This is a genomic window from Streptomyces globisporus, from assembly GCF_003501885.1.
In the GTDB taxonomy this organism is placed as follows: Bacteria; Actinomycetota; Actinomycetes; order Streptomycetales; family Streptomycetaceae; genus Streptomyces; species Streptomyces globisporus_D.
Genome location: NZ_QWFA01000125.1, coordinates 1 through 18453, shown reverse-complemented (window position 1 = coordinate 18453; position 18453 = coordinate 1). Strand labels below are relative to the sequence as shown.

Sequence of the window (18453 nt, the reverse complement as noted above, 5' to 3'; positions counted from 1 at the left end):
CCGGGCCCGGACCAACAGGCCCGCACCGGCGGCCTGCCCGCCCCTCCCGGCCCGGCGATCGGGATTATGCGTATCCCCCGATCCCGTGTATGGTTTACCTCGTTGCCACAGCGCAACGAGGCCCCAATAGCTCAGTCGGTAGAGCGTCTCCATGGTAAGGAGAAGGTCTGCGGTTCGATTCCGCATTGGGGCTCGGAAAAACGAAAGGCCCCCGCCGTATGGCAGGGGCCTTTCGCGTTGAAGCGGAGCGGGCGGGAGGGAGTCAGACGAGGGGAGGCTCCGGGACGCGCATGGCCAGGATCGCCATGTCGTCCGAGGCCGGCTCGGCGGCGAAGCGTTCCACGGCCCGCAGGATGCGTGCGGCGACCGCACCGGCCGTCAGGCCCGTACACGTCGACAGGACGTCCGCGAGGCCGTCATCGCCCAGCATGCGGGTTCCCTCGCGGCGTTCCGTGACGCCGTCCGTGACGCACAGGAGGACGTCGCCCGGGTTGAGGACGACCTCCTGCTCGTACAGGTCGAGGTCGTCGAGCACACCGAGCAGGGGCTGCGGTTCCGCGGCGGACTCCACGGAGCCGTCCTGGCGCAGGCGCAGCGGCAGCGGGTGGCCGGCGCAGACCACCTTCAGGAGGGCGCTGCCGTCCTCCTGGGGCCACAGCTCGCCGTAGAGCAGGGTCAGGAAGCGGCTGCGGGCGCCCTCGTCGAGGATCGCCGCGTTGAGGCGCTCCAGGACCGCCGGGCCGCCGAAGCCCTCGCGGGCCAGCAGGCGCAGCGCGTGGCGGGCCAGGCCTGTGACGGCGGCCGCCTCGGGGCCCGTACCGCAGACGTCGCCGATGGCGAAGCCGTACGCGCCGTCGCGGATCGGGAAGACGTCGTAGAAGTCGCCGCCGACCTCGTTGCCCTCGCCCGCGGCGCGGTAGATGACCTCGATCTCGACGTTCGGCACGTCGGGGAGGCCCGGGGGCAGCAGGCTGCGCTGGAGGGACTGGCTGATCGCCATGCGCTCCGAGTACAGGCGGGCGTTGTCCAGGGCCAGGGCGGCCCGGCGGGACAGGTCCTCGGCCAGTTCCAGGATCTCCTGGCGGAAGTGGTCGTCCGAGGGCTTCCCGAGCGTCAGCATGCCGATCACACGGTTACGGGCGACCAGCGGAAGAACCACCGTCTCGCCGCCGACCGCCTGGGCCGTGGCGAGCGTCGTGCGGGTGGCCGTGCTCATGCTCAGCGGGGCGTCGTGCCGCAGGCTGCGGGTCGAGGTGCTGAGCGCGGCCTTGTGCCCCGCCTCCGCAGGGGCTGCCCAGACGCGGGCGCCCGGGGTCGGGACCGGATCCGGCGGGGCGATCTTCGATAGCAGGGCCTTGAGGCCGTCGATGAGGTCCTCGTCCTCGTGGAGCACGTACGAGAGGTACGGCTCGGAGGACTGGTCGGCGATCGTGTAGACGGCGCACCAGGTGGCCAGGGTCGGGACCGTCATCTGCGCCATGAGCGCCAGGGTCTGGTCCCGGTCGAGCGTGCCGGCCAGCAGGTCGGAGGCCTCGACGAGGAAGGACAGGGAGCCGCGGCGCAGGCGCTCCAGCTCGCCCAGGCGGGCGGACTCCACGGCCAGCGCGATGCGGTCGGCGGCGAACTGGAGGCGCAGGGCCTCCTCGTTCGAGTAGCGGCCCGCGCCCTCCGCCGCGACGCCGAGGGAGCCCGTGAGCCGGCCCTCGACCTTGAGCGGGACCGTCACGACCGAGCGCATCCCGGTGTCGGTGAGGAGCGGGACGGCGCCGGGAACGGCGGTCAGGTCCTCGTGCACGGCCGGCATGCGGGCTGAGCCGTAGCGTCCCGTTCCGGCTTCTACGGGGACCCGGGCGAAGCGCTGGCGGGCCGAGGGGAGGCCCGTCGTGGCGCGGACCTCCAGCTCCGTCTCGTCGTCCGTGGCCAGGAGGAGGAACGCGGCGTCGGCGTCGAGCATGTCGCGGGCGCGCTCGACCGTCCGCTGGAGGAGGCCGTCCAGGTCGTCGGGGGCGGGAGAGCCGATGAAGACCTCGAACGGGTCCGCGGTGCGGCTGTCGGAGGAGGCGTCGGAGACCGGGGCGCGGACCGGGGTCTGGAGGACGGCGCGCTCGTCGTCGCGGACGAGGAGGCAGACCGTGGACGGGTCGCCGTCGGTGTCGCGGACCCGCAGGTGCGAGGCGTAGACGGCGATGGTCCTGCCGTCCGCGCCGCGGATGCCGTAGCTGCCCTCCCAGCGGGAGAGCTGGAGGGCGTCGGCGATACCGGTGTTGGTGCCGGGGGTGTGCGGCCAGGCCACGAAGTCGGTGAACTGCTTCCCGGTGACCTGCTCCGCGGTGTGCCCGAAGACGTACGCGGCGTCGTCGTTCCACGCGCTGATCGCGCCGGCGCTGTCGATCTGGACGACGGCGACCCGGATCCGCTGGTCGGTGACCGGGAGGAGCGAGGTGGGCAGGACCGGGCCGGCGGAGCGGATGCCCACGGGCCGGTCGGGCAGGTCCAGCTGAAACCAGACGTGCTTGCGGGTGGGGGAGTACTCGACGCCCCAGCGGGAGGCCAGAGCGGCGCAGAGCAGCAGACCGCGGCCGTTCTCGCGGTCCGGGCTGCCGAAGTCGAGGGCGCTGCTCTGGAGCGGCACCTCGCGTTCCGGATAGTGGTCGGAGACCTCGACGCGGACGCCTTCCTCGGTGCGCAGGCACAGGACGTCCGCCGCCGTCCCCGCGTGGATGACGGCGTTGGTCACGAGCTCACTGGTGAGGACGACGGCGTCGTCGACGACATCGTTGTAGCCCCACCCCTGGAGCGTGTCCCGGACGAAGGCGCGGGCGGTCGCGACCGAGCGCCCGACCGGTTCGAAGGTGGCGGCCGCGCGCGCGGTGATCACAGCACTCCCCATATTGGTGTCTCGTCGCTTCCCCGAGTCCTGTGCCCGTTTATCGCCGCTTCGATTCGCTTGCCAGGCTAGACGTATCTCAAGCGTGCCGGGTACACGAGGGCCGAGTTCGGGACAAGTCGCCCCGGTGGTGGTGCGCGGGCGCACAAGTATGGACTCCCGGTGCAAGGGATGGGGGGCAACCGGAACAGGTTCCCCGCGGACCTGTTCCGGCCTGGTACGTTGCAACGATTTGACGTCCGCCCGGCCACCCGTTGACGGTGTGCTGTGGCGGTGAGCCAAAGTGGAACTGGGCAAGCTTCCGGATAGGCCCGAGTGAAACGGTCAACCCCTGCGGGAGGGACACGGTGGAGTCTGGCGTGGCGGCGCAGGGTTCGAAGGCGCGTACAAAAGGCGGACAGTCCGTGAAAAAGCAGCGCAATGGCACCGTCGAAGTGGACGCGGCAGCTCTGAACAGACTGCTCGCGGGCCTCGTGGCGATGCGCGACGGCAATTTCCGCAGGCGGCTCACCGTCTCGGGCGACGGCGTGATGACGGAGATCGCGGCGGTCTTCAACGAGGTCGCCGACCGGAATCTCCACCTCACCGGTGAGCTGGCGCGCGTACGTCGGGTGGTCGGGCGGGAGGGCAAGCTCACGGAGCGGCTGGAGACGGGCGCCTGTGAGGGTTCCTGGGCCGCCGCGATCGACGCCTCCAACGAGCTCGTCGATGATCTCGCGCGACCGGTCTCCGAGGTGGGCCGGGTCCTGTCGGCGGTCGCCGACGGTGATCTGGAGCAGCGGATGGAGCTGCGCTCGCACACGCAGGACGAGACGGTACGGCCGCTGCGCGGCGAGTTCCTGAAGGTCGCCCGTACGGTCAACAACCTGGTCGACCAGCTGTCGGTCTTCACCGAGCAGGTGACCCGGGTCGCCGTCGAGGTGGGCACCGAGGGCAAGCTCGGGGGCCAGGCGCAGGTGCGCGGGATGTCCGGGTCCTGGAAGGACCTCACGGACTCCGTGAACACCATGGCGTACCGGCTGACGGCCCAGGTGCGGGACATCGCGCTGGTGACGACCGCGGTCGCCAAGGGTGATCTGTCGCGGAAGGTCACCGTCCATGTGGCCGGTGAGATGCTCCAGCTGAAGAACACCGTCAACACGATGGTCGACCAGCTGTCCTCGTTCTCCTCCGAGGTGACGCGCGTCGCCCGTGAGGTGGGTACGGAGGGCGAGCTGGGCGGTCAGGCCACCGTGCCGGGTGTGGCCGGTGTGTGGAAGGACCTCACCGACTCCGTCAACACGATGGCGGGCAACCTCACCTCCCAGGTGCGCGGGATCGCGGAGGTGACGACGGCGGTCGCCAGCGGTGACCTGACGCAGAAGGTCACGGTGAGCGCGCGCGGCGAGGTCGCGCAGCTCGCCGAGACGATCAACCAGATGACCGAGACGCTGCGGACCTTCGCGGACGAAGTGACCCGCGTGGCGAGCGAGGTCGGTGGCGAGGGGCTCCTCGGCGGTCAGGCGCAGGTGCCCGGTGCCGCCGGGACGTGGAAGGACCTCACCGACTCGGTGAACACGGTCTTCCGGAACCTCACCACGCAGGTGCGCGACATCGCGCAGGTGACGACCGCGGTGGCCAGCGGCGACATGTCGCAGAAGGTCACGGTCGACGTGGCCGGCGAGATGCTGGAGCTGAAGAACACCGTCAACACGATGGTGGACCAGCTCCAGTCGTTCGGTTCCGAGGTGACCCGGGTGGCCCGGGAGGTCGGCGTCGAGGGCCGCCTCGGTGGCCAGGCGGAGGTGCCGGGTGCGGCGGGGACCTGGAAGGACCTCACCGACTCGGTGAACACCGCGTTCCGCAACCTGACCGGTCAGGTCCGGGACATCGCGCAGGTCACCACGGCGGTCGCCAACGGTGACCTGTCGCAGAAGGTCACCGTGGACGTGGCCGGCGAGATGCTGGAGCTGAAGAACACCGTCAACACGATGGTGGCGCAGCTCTCCAGCTTCGCCGACCAGGTGACGCGGATGGCCCGGGACGTGGGCACCGAGGGCCGCCTCGGCGGTCAGGCGCGCGTGGACGGCGTCTCGGGTACGTGGAAGGAGCTGACGGACTCCGTCAACTTCATGGCCGGGAACCTCACCTCCCAGGTGAGGCAGATCGCTCAGGTGACGACGGCGGTGGCGCGGGGCGACCTGTCGCAGAAGATCGACGTGGACGCCCGGGGCGAGATCCTGGAGCTGAAGAACACCATCAACACGATGGTCGACCAGCTCTCCGCCTTCGCCGACCAGGTCACCAGGGTGGCCCGCGAGGTGGGTACGGACGGTCGGCTCGGCGGCCAGGCGCAGGTGCCCGGTGTGGCCGGAGTGTGGCGCGATCTCACCGATTCGGTGAACGGGATGGCGGGGAACCTCACCGCTCAGGTCCGTAACATCGCGCAGGTCGCCACGGCGGTCGCGCGCGGTGACCTGTCGCAGAAGATCGACGTGGACGCCCGGGGCGAGATCCTGGAGCTGAAGAACACCCTCAACACGATGGTGGACCAGCTGTCCAACTTCGCGGAGCAGGTGACGCGGGTCGCCCGTGAGGTGGGTACGGAGGGCATCCTCGGCGGCCAGGCCGAGGTGCAGGGTGTGTCCGGTACGTGGAAGGACCTCACGCAGTCCGTCAACGGCATGGCGAACAACCTGACCCTCCAGGTCCGCAACATCGCCGAGGTCACCACCGCGGTCGCCAAGGGCGATCTCTCGAAGAAGATCACCGTCGACGCCAAGGGCGAGATCCTCGAACTGGTCACGACCGTCAACACGATGGTCGACCAGCTGCTGAACTTCGCCGACGAGGTGTCCCGGGTGGCCCGTGAGGTGGGGACCGAGGGGATCCTCGGTGGTCAGGCGCGGGTGCGCGGGGCGACCGGCATCTGGAAGGACCTCAGCGAGAACGTCAACCTGATGGCCAACAACCTGACCAGCCAGGTGCGCAACATCTCCCGGGTCTCCTCCGCGGTCGCCAACGGCGATCTGACGAAGAAGGTCACCGTGGAGGCGCGCGGCGAGGTCGCCGAGCTGGCCGACACGGTCAACACGATGGTGACGACGCTGTCCTCGTTCGCCGACGAGGTCACGCGGGTGGCCCGTGAGGTGGGTACGGAAGGCGAACTGGGCGGCCAGGCCCGGGTGCCGGGGGTCGCCGGTACGTGGAAGGACCTCACCGAGTCCGTGAACTCGATGGCCTCCAACCTGACGGGTCAGGTGCGGCAGATCGCCACGGTCACCACCGCCATCGCCAAGGGCGATCTGACCAAGAAGATCGACATCGACGCGCGCGGTGAGATCCAGGAGCTGAAGAACACCATCAACACGATGGTCGACCAGCTGTCCTCGTTCGCCGAGCAGGTGACCCGGGTGGCCCGCGAGGTGGGCACCGAGGGGCAGTTGGGCGGTCAGGCGCGGGTGCGGGACGTGGACGGCACCTGGCGCGACCTCACCGAGTCGGTGAACGAGATGGCCGGGAACCTGACCCGGCAGGTGCGCGCCATCGCGGCCGTCGCCACCGCGGTGACCCGCGGCGATCTGAACCTCAAGATCGATGTGGACGCGGCCGGGGAGATCCAGGTCCTCCAGGACAACATCAACACGATGATCGCGAACCTCCGCGACACGACCCTCGCCAACAAGGAGCAGGACTGGCTGAAGGGCAACCTCGCCCGGATCTCCGGTCTGATGCAGGGCCGCCGCGACCTGGACGACGTGGCCTCGCTGATCATGAGCGAGCTGACGCCGGTGGTCTCGGCGCAGCACGGTGCGTTCTTCCTGGCGATGGCCCCGGGCGACTCGGACGAGGTCGGTCCGGACAACGGCGAGGACGGCTCGTACGAGCTGCGGATGCGGGGGAGTTACGGCTACTCCGCAGGGTCGATGCCGACCTCGTTCCGGCCCGGTGAGACGCTCATCGGGACGGCGGCCGAGGAGAAGCGGACGATCCAGGTGGACAACGTGCCGCCGGGGTATCTGAAGATCTCCTCCGGTCTCGGGGAGGCCCCTCCGGCGCATGTGATCGTGCTGCCGGTGCTCTTCGAGGGCAAGGTCCTCGGCGTGATCGAGCTGGCCTCCTTCCAGCCGTTCACGCACATCCAGCGGGACTTCCTCAACCAGCTCGCCGAGATGATCGCGACGAGCGTCAACACGATCAGCGTCAATACCAAGACCGAGAAGCTGCTGGAGCAGTCGCAGGAGCTGACCGAGCAGCTGCGTGACCGCTCGCAGGAGTTGGAGAACCGGCAGAAGGCCCTCCAGGCGTCCAACGCCGAACTGGAGGAGAAGGCCGAGCTGCTGGCCCAGCAGAACCGCGACATCGAGGTGAAGAACACCGAGATCGAGGAGGCGCGGCAGGTTCTGGAGGAGCGCGCCGAGCAGCTCGCGGTCTCGATGCGCTACAAGTCCGAGTTCCTGGCGAACATGTCGCACGAGCTGCGCACCCCGCTCAACTCGCTGCTGATTCTGGCCAAGTTGCTGGCGGACAACGCCGAGGGCAATCTCTCGCCGAAGCAGGTGGAGTTCGCCGAGACGATCCACGGGGCCGGGTCCGACCTGCTCCAGCTGATCAACGACATCCTCGACCTCTCCAAGGTCGAGGCGGGCAAGATGGACGTCAGCCCGACCCGGATCGCACTGGTCCAGCTGGTCGACTACGTGGAGGCGACCTTCCGCCCGCTCACGGCGGAGAAGGGGCTCGACTTCTCCGTACGGGTGTCGCCGGAGTTGCCCGCGACGCTGCACACCGACGAGCAGCGGCTGCTCCAGGTGCTGCGCAACCTGCTGTCCAACGCGGTGAAGTTCACCGACACCGGTGCGGTGGAGCTGGTGATCCGGCCGGCCGGCGCCGATGTGCCGAACGCGATCCGGGAACATCTGCTGGAGGCGGGTTCGCTGCGGGACGCGGACGCCGATCTGATCGCGTTCTCGGTCACCGACACCGGGATCGGGATCGCGTCCAGCAAGATGCTGGTGATCTTCGAGGCGTTCAAGCAGGCGGACGGCACGACGAGCCGGAAGTACGGCGGCACGGGTCTCGGCCTCTCCATCAGCCGGGAGATCGCCCGGCTGCTCGGCGGCGAGATCCATGCGGCGAGCGAGCCCGGACGGGGCTCGACCTTCACCCTGTACCTGCCGTTGCACCGCGCCGAACTGCCGCCCCAGGGCTACCCCCCGGTGGGTTCCGGTTCCGCCGAGGTGCTGGGCGGCGCGGGCGAGATGGGGCAGGCGCAGTCGCCGCAGGGTCAGTCGGCTCCGTACGGCGACCCGGCCAACTCCGCCGGGGTGTTCCGCAGGCGGCGCAAGGCCCTGGGGGACGCGGCCCGCAAGCCCGCGCTGCCGGCCGGGCGCACGACGTCCGAGAGCACCCCGCAGCAGGAGGACCGGGTGCAGGGCGGCCAGGGCGGGAGCCAGGGGCAGGAGCAGGGCGCGGCGGTCGAACCGGCACCCCGGCGGACGTTCCGCTTCCGCGGCGAGAAGGTGCTCATCGTCGACGACGACATCCGTAACGTCTTCGCGCTCACCAGCGTGCTGGAGCAGCACGGGCTCTCCGTGCTGTACGCGGAGAACGGCCGTGAGGGCATCGAAGTCCTGGAGCAGCACGACGATGTGACGGTCGTGCTGATGGACATCATGATGCCCGAGATGGACGGGTACGCGACGACGACCGCGATCCGGCGGATGCCGCAGTTCGCCGGGCTGCCGATCGTCGCGCTCACCGCGAAGGCGATGAAGGGCGACCGGGAGAAGGCGATCGATTGCGGAGCTTCCGACTATGTGACGAAGCCGGTCGATCCTGATCATCTGCTTGCGGTGATGGAGCAGTGGATGCACGGAGAGTGATCGAGGATTGAACGAACTGGCGTGAGTTGTTGACCGACTGTGCTCGAACGGGTGTGAACGCGCTGCATTCGGGGAACCTTCTGGTCTCCCACCGCGTTTGCGGTATGTGCACAGTGACATCGCGGTGACAGGGTGTGGTGACGGGCGGGGTGCGGCTACCATGACCGGCACAAGGACGGACGGCGTAAGGGAGTCGTCCCCTGGGGCGGCACCCGGTGCATTTCCGGGGCGAGGAGGGCGGGCCATGGTGCAGAAGGCCAAGATCCTCCTGGTCGATGACCGGCCGGAGAATCTGCTGGCGCTGGAGGCCATCCTCTCTGCGCTCGATCAGACACTGGTCCGGGCATCGTCAGGGGAGGAGGCGCTCAAAGCGCTGCTCACGGACGACTTCGCGGTCATTCTGCTGGACGTCCAGATGCCGGGCATGGACGGTTTCGAGACCGCCGCCCACATCAAGCGGCGGGAGCGGACCCGGGACATCCCGATCATCTTCCTCACCGCGATCAACCACGGTCCGCACCACACCTTCCGCGGGTACGCGGCCGGTGCGGTGGACTACATCTCCAAGCCGTTCGACCCGTGGGTGCTGCGGGCCAAGGTCTCGGTCTTCGTCGAGCTGTACATGAAGAACTGCAAGCTCCGTGAGCAGGCGGCTCTGCTGCGGCTCCAGTTGGAGGGTGACGGCCACGCGGGCGGCGAGCACGAGAAGGAGCCGGCCGGTCTGCTGGCCGAACTCTCCGCACGGCTCGCGGCGGTCGAGGAGCAGGCGGAAGCGCTCTCCAAGCAGCTCGACGACGAATCCGCGGACGCGGCCGCGGTCGCCACCGCCGCCCACCTGGAGCGCAAGCTGACCGGTCTGCGCCGCGCGCTCGACGCGCTGGAGCCGGGCACCGGCGGAGGCGCGGGCGTCCTGCCCGCACAGGGCTGACCTCTCGGTCCCCTGCTGTGAGGCGGCGTCAGTTCCCGGCCGTCCGGAGGCGACACGGACGGGTGAACCACTAGGCGAACGTGTTCACGGGCGACGACAGCGGTAACCTCGGCACCATGGCCTCACGTACGTCCGGCAAGGGTTCCCAGGGCACGGCGGGCACCGCCAAGCGCGTCGGCCGTACGCCGGGCCCGGCGAAGAAAGCCGCGCCCGCCAAGAAGACCGCACCGAAGAAGTCGGCGGCTCCCGCCAAGAAGGCTCCCGCGAAGAAGGCGGCGGCCAGGAAGCCCGCGCCCAAACCCGCGCCGTCACCCACCGGGGGCGTCTACCGGCTGGTGCGCGCGGTCTGGCTCGGTACGGCACACGGGGTCGGCGCGGTGTTCCGCTCGATAGGGCGTGGCGCCAAGGGACTTGACCCCGCCCACCGCAAGGACGGGCTCGCCCTGCTGCTGCTCGGCCTGGCGCTGATCGTCGCCGCGGGCACCTGGTCCAATCTCCAGGGACCGGTCGGCGACCTGGTCGAGATGCTGGTGACCGGCGCCTTCGGCCGGCTCGATCTGCTCGCGCCGATACTGCTGGGCGCGATGGCGGTGCGGCTCATCCTGTATCCGGAGCGGCCCGAGGCCAACGGCCGTATCGTCATCGGGCTGTCCGCGCTGGTCATCGGGGTCCTCGGCCAGGTCCACATCGCCTGCGGGGCGCCGGGCCGGGACGCGGGCACCGAGGCCATGCAGGACGCGGGCGGGCTGGTCGGCTGGGCCACGTCGAAGCCGCTGATCTTCATGATGGGCGAGGTGCTCGCCGTACCGCTGCTGGTGCTGCTGACCGTGTTCGGGCTCCTCGTCGTCACCGCCACCCCCGTCAACGCCATTCCGCGGCGGCTGCGTCAGCTCGGCGTCCGCCTCGGCATCGTCGAACCCACCCCCGAGGAGATCGAGGGGTACGAGGACGACGACGAGCGCTACGACGAACAGTGGCGTGAGGCGCTGCCCGAGCGGACCCGCCGGCGCGGCACACGGCGTACGGACGCGGACCCGGTCCACGGCCACGACCAGGCCGAGGAGGAGGCGCTCACCAAGCGTCGCAGGACCCGCAGGCCCTCCGCACAGCCCGCGATGAACCGGCCGCTGGACGCGGTGGACGTCGCTGCCGCCGCCGCTGCCGCGCTCGACGGGGCCGTGCTCAACGGCATGCCGCCCTCGCCGGTCGTCGCCGATCTGACCCAGGGCGTCTCCGCGGACCGGGAGCGTACCGGGACGCCCGTGCCCGGGGCCCGGGAGGCCGAGGGGGAGGAGCGCCCGAAGCCCGGAGTCCGGAAGTCCTCGCCCGCGCCCGAGGGCGGCGACGACGCGACTGGCGGTGACCCTTCCGGTGCCGCCTCCGACCGGTCCGGCGCCGTACCCGATCTCACCAAGCCCGCACCGGAGCGCTCCGAGGGCCTGCCCGCCCGTGCCGAACAGCTCCAGCTGTCCGGCGACATCACGTACTCGCTGCCCTCGCTCGACCTGCTGGAGCGCGGCGGACCGGGCAAGACTCGCAGCGCCGCCAACGACGCGGTCGTGGCCTCGCTGACCAACGTCTTCTCCGAGTTCAAGGTCGACGCCGCGGTCACCGGCTTCACCCGGGGCCCGACGGTCACCCGTTACGAGATCGAGCTCGGCCCCGCCGTGAAGGTCGAGAAGATCACGGCCCTGGCCAAGAACATCGCGTACGCCGTGGCCAGCCCGGACGTACGGATCATCTCGCCGATCCCGGGCAAGTCGGCCGTCGGCATCGAGATCCCCAACTCCGACCGCGAGATGGTCAACCTCGGTGATGTGCTGCGCCTCGCGGACGCCGCCGAGGACGACCACCCGATGCTCGTGGCGCTCGGCAAGAACGTCGAGGGCGGCTACGAGATGGCCAACCTCGCCAAGATGCCGCACGTCCTGGTCGCCGGCGCCACCGGATCCGGCAAGTCGTCCTGCATCAACTGTCTGATCACCTCGATCATGGTGCGGGCCACCCCGGACGACGTGCGGATGGTCCTCGTCGACCCCAAGCGCGTCGAGCTCACCGCGTACGAGGGCATCCCGCACCTGATCACCCCGATCATCACCAACCCCAAGAAGGCCGCCGAGGCGCTTCAGTGGGTCGTGCGCGAGATGGACCTGCGCTACGACGACCTCGCCAACTTCGGCTACCGGCACATCGACGACTTCAACCACGCGGTGCGCAACGGCAAGTGCAAGGCGCCCGAGGGCAGCGAGCGCGAGCTGTCCCCGTACCCGTATCTGCTGGTGATCGTCGACGAGCTGGCCGACCTGATGATGGTCGCCCCGCGCGACGTCGAGGATTCGATCGTCCGCATCACCCAGCTCGCCCGCGCGGCGGGCATCCACCTGGTGCTCGCCACCCAGCGGCCCTCGGTCGACGTGGTGACCGGCCTGATCAAGGCGAACGTGCCCTCCCGGCTCGCCTTCGCCACCTCGTCGCTCGCCGACAGCCGCGTCATCCTCGACCAGCCCGGCGCCGAGAAGCTCATCGGCAAGGGCGACGGGCTCTTCCTCCCGATGGGCGCCAACAAACCCACCCGCATGCAGGGCGCCTTCGTCACCGAGGACGAGGTCGCCGCCGTCGTCCAGCACTGCAAGGACCAGATGGCCCCGGTCTTCCGGGACGACGTCGTCGTCGGTACGAAGCAGAAGAAGGAGATCGACGAGGACATCGGCGACGACCTGGACCTGCTCTGCCAGGCCGCCGAGCTGGTCGTCTCCACCCAGTTCGGATCGACCTCGATGCTCCAGCGCAAGCTGCGGGTCGGCTTCGCCAAGGCGGGCCGGCTGATGGACCTGATGGAGTCCCGCTCCATCGTCGGACCCAGCGAGGGATCCAAGGCGCGGGACGTCCTCGTGAAACCCGACGAGCTCGACGGGGTGTTGGCCGTCATCCGCGGGGAATCCGCTCCATAACGGAATCCGCTCCGTAAAGGTTTTGTGGGCAACCGTTTCGTACGGTCGTACGTCCAGTTGAAGGGAGGGACGGAACCGTGCTCCTCCCCGCAGCTCGCACCGTCACCACCCTCCCACCCCCGTTCGGCCCACTACAGGTTGCCCAGTCCTCGATCGGGGCTGTCCTTCGCCCCCGCTCCGCACCGGAGCCGGAGGCGCGGACGTCCGGCGAACCCGATGGCGTACAAAGTCGTCCCTCCCGGTTGCCCCACCCTTTCGCACCCCCCCTAGACTGAACATCCAGCAGGTGGCTCACGCTCGAAAGGCGCCCCCGTGTCCATCGGCAACTCCCCCGAAGACGACCGGCCTTCGATCGGTCGTGCCCTTCAGCAGGCTCGCATCGCCGCAGGTCTGACGGTCGAGGAAGTCAGCAGCTCCACCCGGGTGCGCATCCCCATCGTGCACGCGATCGAGCAGGACGACTTCTCCCGCTGCGGCGGCGACGTCTACGCCCGCGGCCACATCCGCACGCTCGCCCGTGCCGTCGGTCTCGATCCGGAACCGCTGGTCGAGGAGTACGACGCCGATCACGGCGGCCGTCCCGCCCCGACCCCCGCGGCGCCGCTGTTCGAAGCGGAACGCATCCGCTCCGAACCCCGGCGGCCCAACTGGACCGCTGCCATGGTCGCGGCCATCGTCGCCGTCGTCGGGTTCGTCGGCTTCACGCTCTTCAGCGGCGAGGACGAACCCTCCAGCACCTCCCAGCTCGCGGAGGGCTCCAAGCCCGACAAGACCGCGGCCAAGCCCACCACCACCAAGCCCTCCGACCCGAAGCCCGTGCCCTCCGAGAGCGCCATCGCCGCCGCCCCCCGGGACAAGGTGACGGTCAAGCTCAGCGCGGACCGGGACAAGAGCTGGGTCTCGGTCAAGGACCACAACGGACGGCGGCTCTTCGACGGGCTGCTGCTCCAGGGCGAGTCCAAGACCTTCCAGGACAAGGAGCGCATCGACCTCGTCCTGGGCAATGCCGGGGCGATCGACCTCTTCGTCAACGGCAAGCAGGTCGAGGACCGCTTCGGTCCCGGCCAGGTCGAACGGCTCTCCTACACCAAGGGTGACCCCGAGGCCGGCTGACCCGCCGCCCTCGATTCCCCTGCCGCGTCCCGACGGGCGCCCGGCCTCGCGCCGGGCGCCCGTCGGCGTTCCCCGCCCCGTCCGGTTGCTACGGGGAGTAGCAGCGACAAGGGCAGGCAACCCTGCACGGCAGGGCGGTCGCCGGGACAAAGTAGTCTTGAGTCCATGCCCGAACGCCGTACCGTCGCCCTTGTCACTCTTGGCTGCGCCCGTAACGAGGTGGACTCGGAGGAGCTTGCAGGCCGCTTGGCAGCGGACGGCTGGGACCTCGTCGAGGACGCCTCGGACGCGGATGTCGCAGTCGTCAACACCTGTGGGTTCGTCGAAGCCGCCAAGAAGGACTCCGTCGACGCCCTGCTCGAAGCCAACGATCTGAAGGACCACGGCCGCACCCAGGCCGTCGTCGCCGTCGGCTGCATGGCCGAGCGCTACGGCAAGGACCTCGCCGAGGCCCTGCCGGAGGCGGACGGCGTCCTCGGATTCGACGACTACGCCGACATCTCCGACCGGCTCCAGACCATCCTCAATGGCGGCATCCACGCCTCGCACACCCCGCGCGACCGCCGCAAGCTGCTGCCGATCAGCCCCGCCGAGCGGCAGGACGCCGCCGTGGCACTGCCCGGCCACGCCCAGGAGACGCCCGCCCCGGCCCCCGAGGACCTCCCCGAAGGCGTCGCCCCGGTCTCCGGACCGCGGGCACCGCTGCGCCGCCGGCTCGGCACCAGCCCCGTCGCCTCGGTCAAGCTCGCCTCCGGCTGCGACCGCCGCTGCTCCTTCTGCGCCATCCCCTCCTTCCGCGGTTCCTTCATCTCGCGGCGGCCCTCGGACGTGCTCCAGGAGACCCGCTGGCTGGCCGAACAGGGCGTCAAGGAGGTCATGCTCGTCTCCGAGAACAACACCTCCTACGGCAAGGACCTCGGCGACATCCGCCTCCTGGAGACCCTGCTGCCCGAGCTGGCCGACGTGGACGGCATCGAGCGCATCCGCGTCAGCTACCTCCAGCCCGCCGAGATGCGCCCCGGCCTCATCGACGTCCTCACCTCGACGCCGAAGGTCGCCCCGTACTTCGACCTCTCCTTCCAGCACTCCTCCCCGAGTGTGCTGCGCACGATGCGCCGCTTCGGCGACACCGACCGCTTCCTGGAGCTCCTGGACACCATCCGGAGCAAGGCGCCCCAGGCCGGCGCCCGCTCCAACTTCATCGTCGGCTTCCCCGGCGAGACCGAGGCGGACCTCGCCGAGCTGGAACGCTTCCTCACCGGCGCCCGCCTGGACGCGATCGGCGTCTTCGGCTACTCCGACGAGGAGGGCACCGAGGCGGTCGGCTACGAGAACAAGCTGGACGCCGACGTCATCGCGGAGCGCCTCGCCCACATCTCCCAGCTGGCCGAGGAGCTGACCTCGCAGCGGGCCGAGGAGCGCGTCGGCGAGACCCTCCAGGTGCTCGTGGAGTCCATCGAGTCCGAGGACGACGGCGAGGTCGCGATCGGGCGCGCGGCCCATCAGGCCCCCGAAACGGACGGCCAGGTGGTCTTCACCACACGCGAGGGACTCGTGCCGGGCCGTATGGTCGAGGCAAAGGCAGTGGGCACCGAGGGCGTCGACCTGGTGGCCGAACACCACGAGCTTGCGGAGGCAGCCAGATGACGGGAGTCCCGGCATCCGCGGCAGGCGGCTCCGGCGCGAAGCCGGTCCGCGGCGGCAAGCTGGGGACTGCGGCCGTCAATCAGGCCAGCCTGTGGAACATCGCCAACATCCTGACCATGGTGCGACTGCTGCTCGTGCCCGGCTTCGTCCTGCTGCTGTTCCACAACGGCGGCTACGACCCGGCCTGGCGCTCCTTCGCCTGGGCGGCCTTCGCCATCGCCATGATCACCGACCTGTTCGACGGCCATCTGGCGCGGACGTACAACCTGGTCACGGACTTCGGGAAGATCGCCGACCCGATCGCCGACAAGGCGATCATGGGCGCGGCGCTGGTCTCGCTCTCCGTCCTCGGCGATCTGCCCTGGTGGATCACCGGTGTGATCATCGCGCGTGAGCTGGGCATCACGCTGATGCGGTTCTGGGTGATCCGCCATGCCGTGATCCCGGCCAGCCGGGGCGGCAAGCTGAAGACGCTCGCGCAGGGGACTGCGGTCGGGATGTACGTCCTGGCGCTCACCGGACCCCTGGCGACCTTGCGCTTCTGGATGATGATGGTCGCCGTCGTGCTGACGGTCGTCACCGGACTCGATTACGTACGCCAGGCCGTCGTCCTGCGCCGCAAGGGCCTCGCGGCGGAGCGCGCCGCCGCGGTCGAGCGGGCGGCGGAGGCCACGGAGGCCCTGCAGGCCGCGGCCGGGGCCACGGTCGGTGGCGTAGTCGGCGGCACGGCCGACGGGGCGGTCGGCGCGGGTTCCACCGCCGGCGCCGTGGCCGGTGTGACAGACGTACGCGGTGGTGTCACCGACGTACGCGGTGGTGGGACGGGTCCACGCGGTACGGCCGGGGCACGCGACGCCGCGGAGGCCGAGCGGTGACAGCCGCTGCCCGGGTGCTCCGGCTTCTCGGGGCGCGGGGCGAGACGCTCGCCGTCGCGGAATCGCTGACTGGCGGCCTGGTCGCCGCCGACCTGACCTCCGTACCCGGAGCCTCGCGGTCCTTCAAAGGCTCGGTGACGGCCTACGCCACCCCTCTGAAGCGGCACCTCCTGGGCGTCGACGCGACCCTTCTGGAGGAGCGCGGCGCGGTGGACCCCGAGGTCGCGTTGCAGATGGCGGCCGGTGTGCGCCGGGCGCTCGACGCGGACTGGGGTGTTTCCACCACGGGCGTCGCGGGACCGGAACCCCAGGACGGGCAGCCCGTCGGCACCGTCTACGTGGCCGTCGCAGGACCCTCCGGCGTCGAGAAAGTGACGGCTCTGCGGTTGAATGGTGAGAGGGCGGATATCCGTAGTGAGAGTGTGCGAAGCGTCCTCGAACTGCTCGCGAGCGAACTCGGTGGGAATGCGCGGGCACAGGATACGGAACAACACGGGGGGAATTGATGTTTGCAGCCCTGAGTGAACACGACATCGCTCCCCGCACGGCCGCAGCACAAGGCGGTACGGTAGGGCGTGAAGGATGCGGCTACGCGGTCCGAGGAGGGAGCCACCGATGATTCTGCTCCGTCGCCTGCTGGGTGACGTGCTGCGTCGGCAGCGCCAGCGCCAAGGCCGTACTCTGCGCGAAGTCTCCTCGTCCGCCCGGGTCTCGCTCGGTTATCTCTCCGAGGTGGAGCGGGGGCAGAAGGAGGCATCCTCCGAGCTGCTCTCCGCGATTTGCGACGCGCTTGACGTACGGATGTCCGAGCTCATGCGAGAGGTGAGCGACGAGCTCTCGCTCGCGGAGCTGGCCGAGTCGGCAGCTGCCAGTGATCCGGTCCCAGTACCGGTTCGTCCCATGCTCAATTCCGTCTCCGTCTCGTCGGTGGCAGGTGTGCCGTCGGGACGCGTGACCATCAAGGCGCCCGCGGAAGCGGTGGACGTCGTCGCCGCCTGATCCGCGCGGCACTGAGTTCGACCGGAGTCCCGGTCGGCCCCCACCGGGGTCGGCCGGGACTTTTGCGTGGGGTGTGTGAGCCGGGAGTCAGTGGGCACACGGAGGACAAGGCCCGCATGACCGTTTTGGTTCAAATGTGCCATCGTGGGTGATGCACCGAGACGGTCAGTGAAAGCTGACGGATGGGAGTAGCGCACATGTCTGTGGTCAAGAGCACGTTGTCCGAGGGCGACCTCAAGGTCGTGGGAACGGCGCTGCAAGGCGCTCTGGTCGACCTCGTCGACCTCTCCCTCGTCGCCAAGCAGGTCCACTGGAACGTGGTCGGTCCGCGCTTCCGCTCCGTGCACCTTCAGCTCGACGACGTCGTCACCACGGCCCGGCAGCACTCCGACACGGTGGCCGAGCGCGCCTCGGCGGTCGGGGTCAACCCGGACGGCCGCGCCGGCACCGTGGCCAAGGAGACGGCCATCGCGTCCGTGCCCGAGGGCTGGATCAAGGACACCGACGCGGTGAGGATCCTGGTCGACGCGCTCGGCGTGGTCATCGGCCGGATGCGGGAGCGCATCGAGGCCACCGACGAGCCGGACCCCGTGACCCAGGACCTGCTGATCGCGCTGACGGCGGAGCTCGAGAAGCACGCCTGGATGTTCCAGGCCGAAAGCGCCTGACCGGCGGCCGCCGGACGACCGGCGACAACGACGTGACACGTCTGACGATCGAAGGAGCGACATCATGAGCGACGGAGCCATGGACAAGCTGAAGGGCAAGGGCAAGGAAGCGGTCGGCAAGCTCACCGGCGACCGCCGCAAGGAGGCCGAGGGCAAGGCCGACCAGGCCAAGGGCGGAGCCAAGGACGCAACCGACGGGCTCGGTGAGCGCGCCAAGGGCGTCAAGGACTCCCTCGGCCGGGACGACGACAAGTAGTCCCGCGGCTCAGGCCGCCCAGGGTTTTGGTGCCCCCGCCGTTTCGGCGGGGGCACTCCTGTGTGGGTGGCTCCTCGGTCGGACGTTCTGGATGCACTGCCGTCGCTGCCAGGGGAAACTGCCGAAAAGGACCCCGGCCGCAGGAGGCAGCGATGATACGGCGATGGATGCCGGCGCTGGTCTTCGGTGGGCTGTGGTGGTGGGCGGTGCTCCGGCTGGTGCTGCGGCCGGACCAGGCGGGGCTGGTGGAGGGTGCGGTGGCGGC

Annotated in this window: 11 protein-coding genes and 1 tRNA gene; 11 read left to right on the top strand and 1 reads right to left on the bottom strand. The window is 69.8% G+C overall.

Annotation, left to right across the window (positions count from 1 at the left end; all coding sequences use genetic code 11):
- Nucleotides 1–120: 120 nt before the first annotated feature.
- A tRNA-Thr gene (locus tag D3105_RS22340) sits at nucleotides 121–193 on the top strand.
- 69 nt (nucleotides 194–262) lie between these two features.
- On the opposite strand, the gene D3105_RS22335 is transcribed toward D3105_RS22340, so the two are convergent.
- Nucleotides 263–2890 carry a SpoIIE family protein phosphatase gene (locus tag D3105_RS22335; RefSeq protein ID WP_118904849.1) on the bottom strand — a complete coding sequence of 876 codons (2628 nt, stop codon included), beginning with the start codon at nucleotides 2888–2890 and terminating at the stop codon, nucleotides 263–265.
- A 401-nt stretch (nucleotides 2891–3291) separates the two neighbouring features.
- Between D3105_RS22335 and D3105_RS22330 the strand changes: the two genes are divergently transcribed.
- From D3105_RS22330 to D3105_RS22285, 10 genes are all read left to right on the top strand, one after another.
- The gene (locus D3105_RS22330) at nucleotides 3292–8751 is read left to right on the top strand and encodes a HAMP domain-containing protein (RefSeq protein WP_118904848.1); all 5460 of its coding nucleotides are present in this window, start codon (nucleotides 3292–3294) and stop codon (nucleotides 8749–8751) included.
- Nucleotides 8752–8995: 244 nt separating this feature from the next.
- Nucleotides 8996–9679: a response regulator gene (locus D3105_RS22325; protein ID WP_006128007.1), complete on the top strand. Its 684-nt coding sequence runs from the start codon at nucleotides 8996–8998 to the stop codon at nucleotides 9677–9679.
- A 116-nt stretch (nucleotides 9680–9795) separates the two neighbouring features.
- Nucleotides 9796–12630 (top strand): DNA translocase FtsK, encoded by a 2835-nt coding sequence (locus D3105_RS22320; RefSeq protein WP_206272841.1) that lies wholly within the window; start codon nucleotides 9796–9798, stop codon nucleotides 12628–12630.
- 312 nt (nucleotides 12631–12942) lie between these two features.
- Nucleotides 12943–13743, top strand: coding sequence for a helix-turn-helix domain-containing protein (locus D3105_RS22315; protein WP_118904846.1), 801 nt, complete (start codon nucleotides 12943–12945; stop codon nucleotides 13741–13743).
- A 165-nt stretch (nucleotides 13744–13908) separates the two neighbouring features.
- Nucleotides 13909–15390, top strand: a complete 1482-nt coding sequence (rimO, locus tag D3105_RS22310) for a 30S ribosomal protein S12 methylthiotransferase RimO (RefSeq protein ID WP_088575242.1) — start codon at nucleotides 13909–13911, stop codon at nucleotides 15388–15390.
- Nucleotides 15387–16265 (top strand): CDP-diacylglycerol--glycerol-3-phosphate 3-phosphatidyltransferase, encoded by an 879-nt coding sequence (pgsA, locus tag D3105_RS22305; protein WP_118904845.1) that lies wholly within the window; start codon nucleotides 15387–15389, stop codon nucleotides 16263–16265. The genes rimO and pgsA overlap by 4 nt, the downstream gene beginning before the upstream one ends.
- Complete coding sequence (locus tag D3105_RS22300; RefSeq protein WP_118904844.1) at nucleotides 16262–16771, top strand: CinA family protein; 510 nt, start codon at nucleotides 16262–16264, stop codon at nucleotides 16769–16771. The genes pgsA and D3105_RS22300 overlap by 4 nt, the downstream gene beginning before the upstream one ends.
- A 109-nt stretch (nucleotides 16772–16880) precedes the next feature.
- Nucleotides 16881–17264: a helix-turn-helix domain-containing protein gene (locus tag D3105_RS22295; protein WP_003965837.1), complete on the top strand. Its 384-nt coding sequence runs from the start codon at nucleotides 16881–16883 to the stop codon at nucleotides 17262–17264.
- Between the two features lie 197 nt (nucleotides 17265–17461).
- Nucleotides 17462–17932 (top strand): Dps family protein, encoded by a 471-nt coding sequence (locus tag D3105_RS22290; protein WP_118904843.1) that lies wholly within the window; start codon nucleotides 17462–17464, stop codon nucleotides 17930–17932.
- A gap of 64 nt (nucleotides 17933–17996) precedes the next feature.
- The gene (locus D3105_RS22285) at nucleotides 17997–18188 is read left to right on the top strand and encodes a CsbD family protein (protein WP_118904842.1); all 192 of its coding nucleotides are present in this window, start codon (nucleotides 17997–17999) and stop codon (nucleotides 18186–18188) included.
- The last annotated feature ends 265 nt before the right edge of the window (nucleotides 18189–18453 follow it).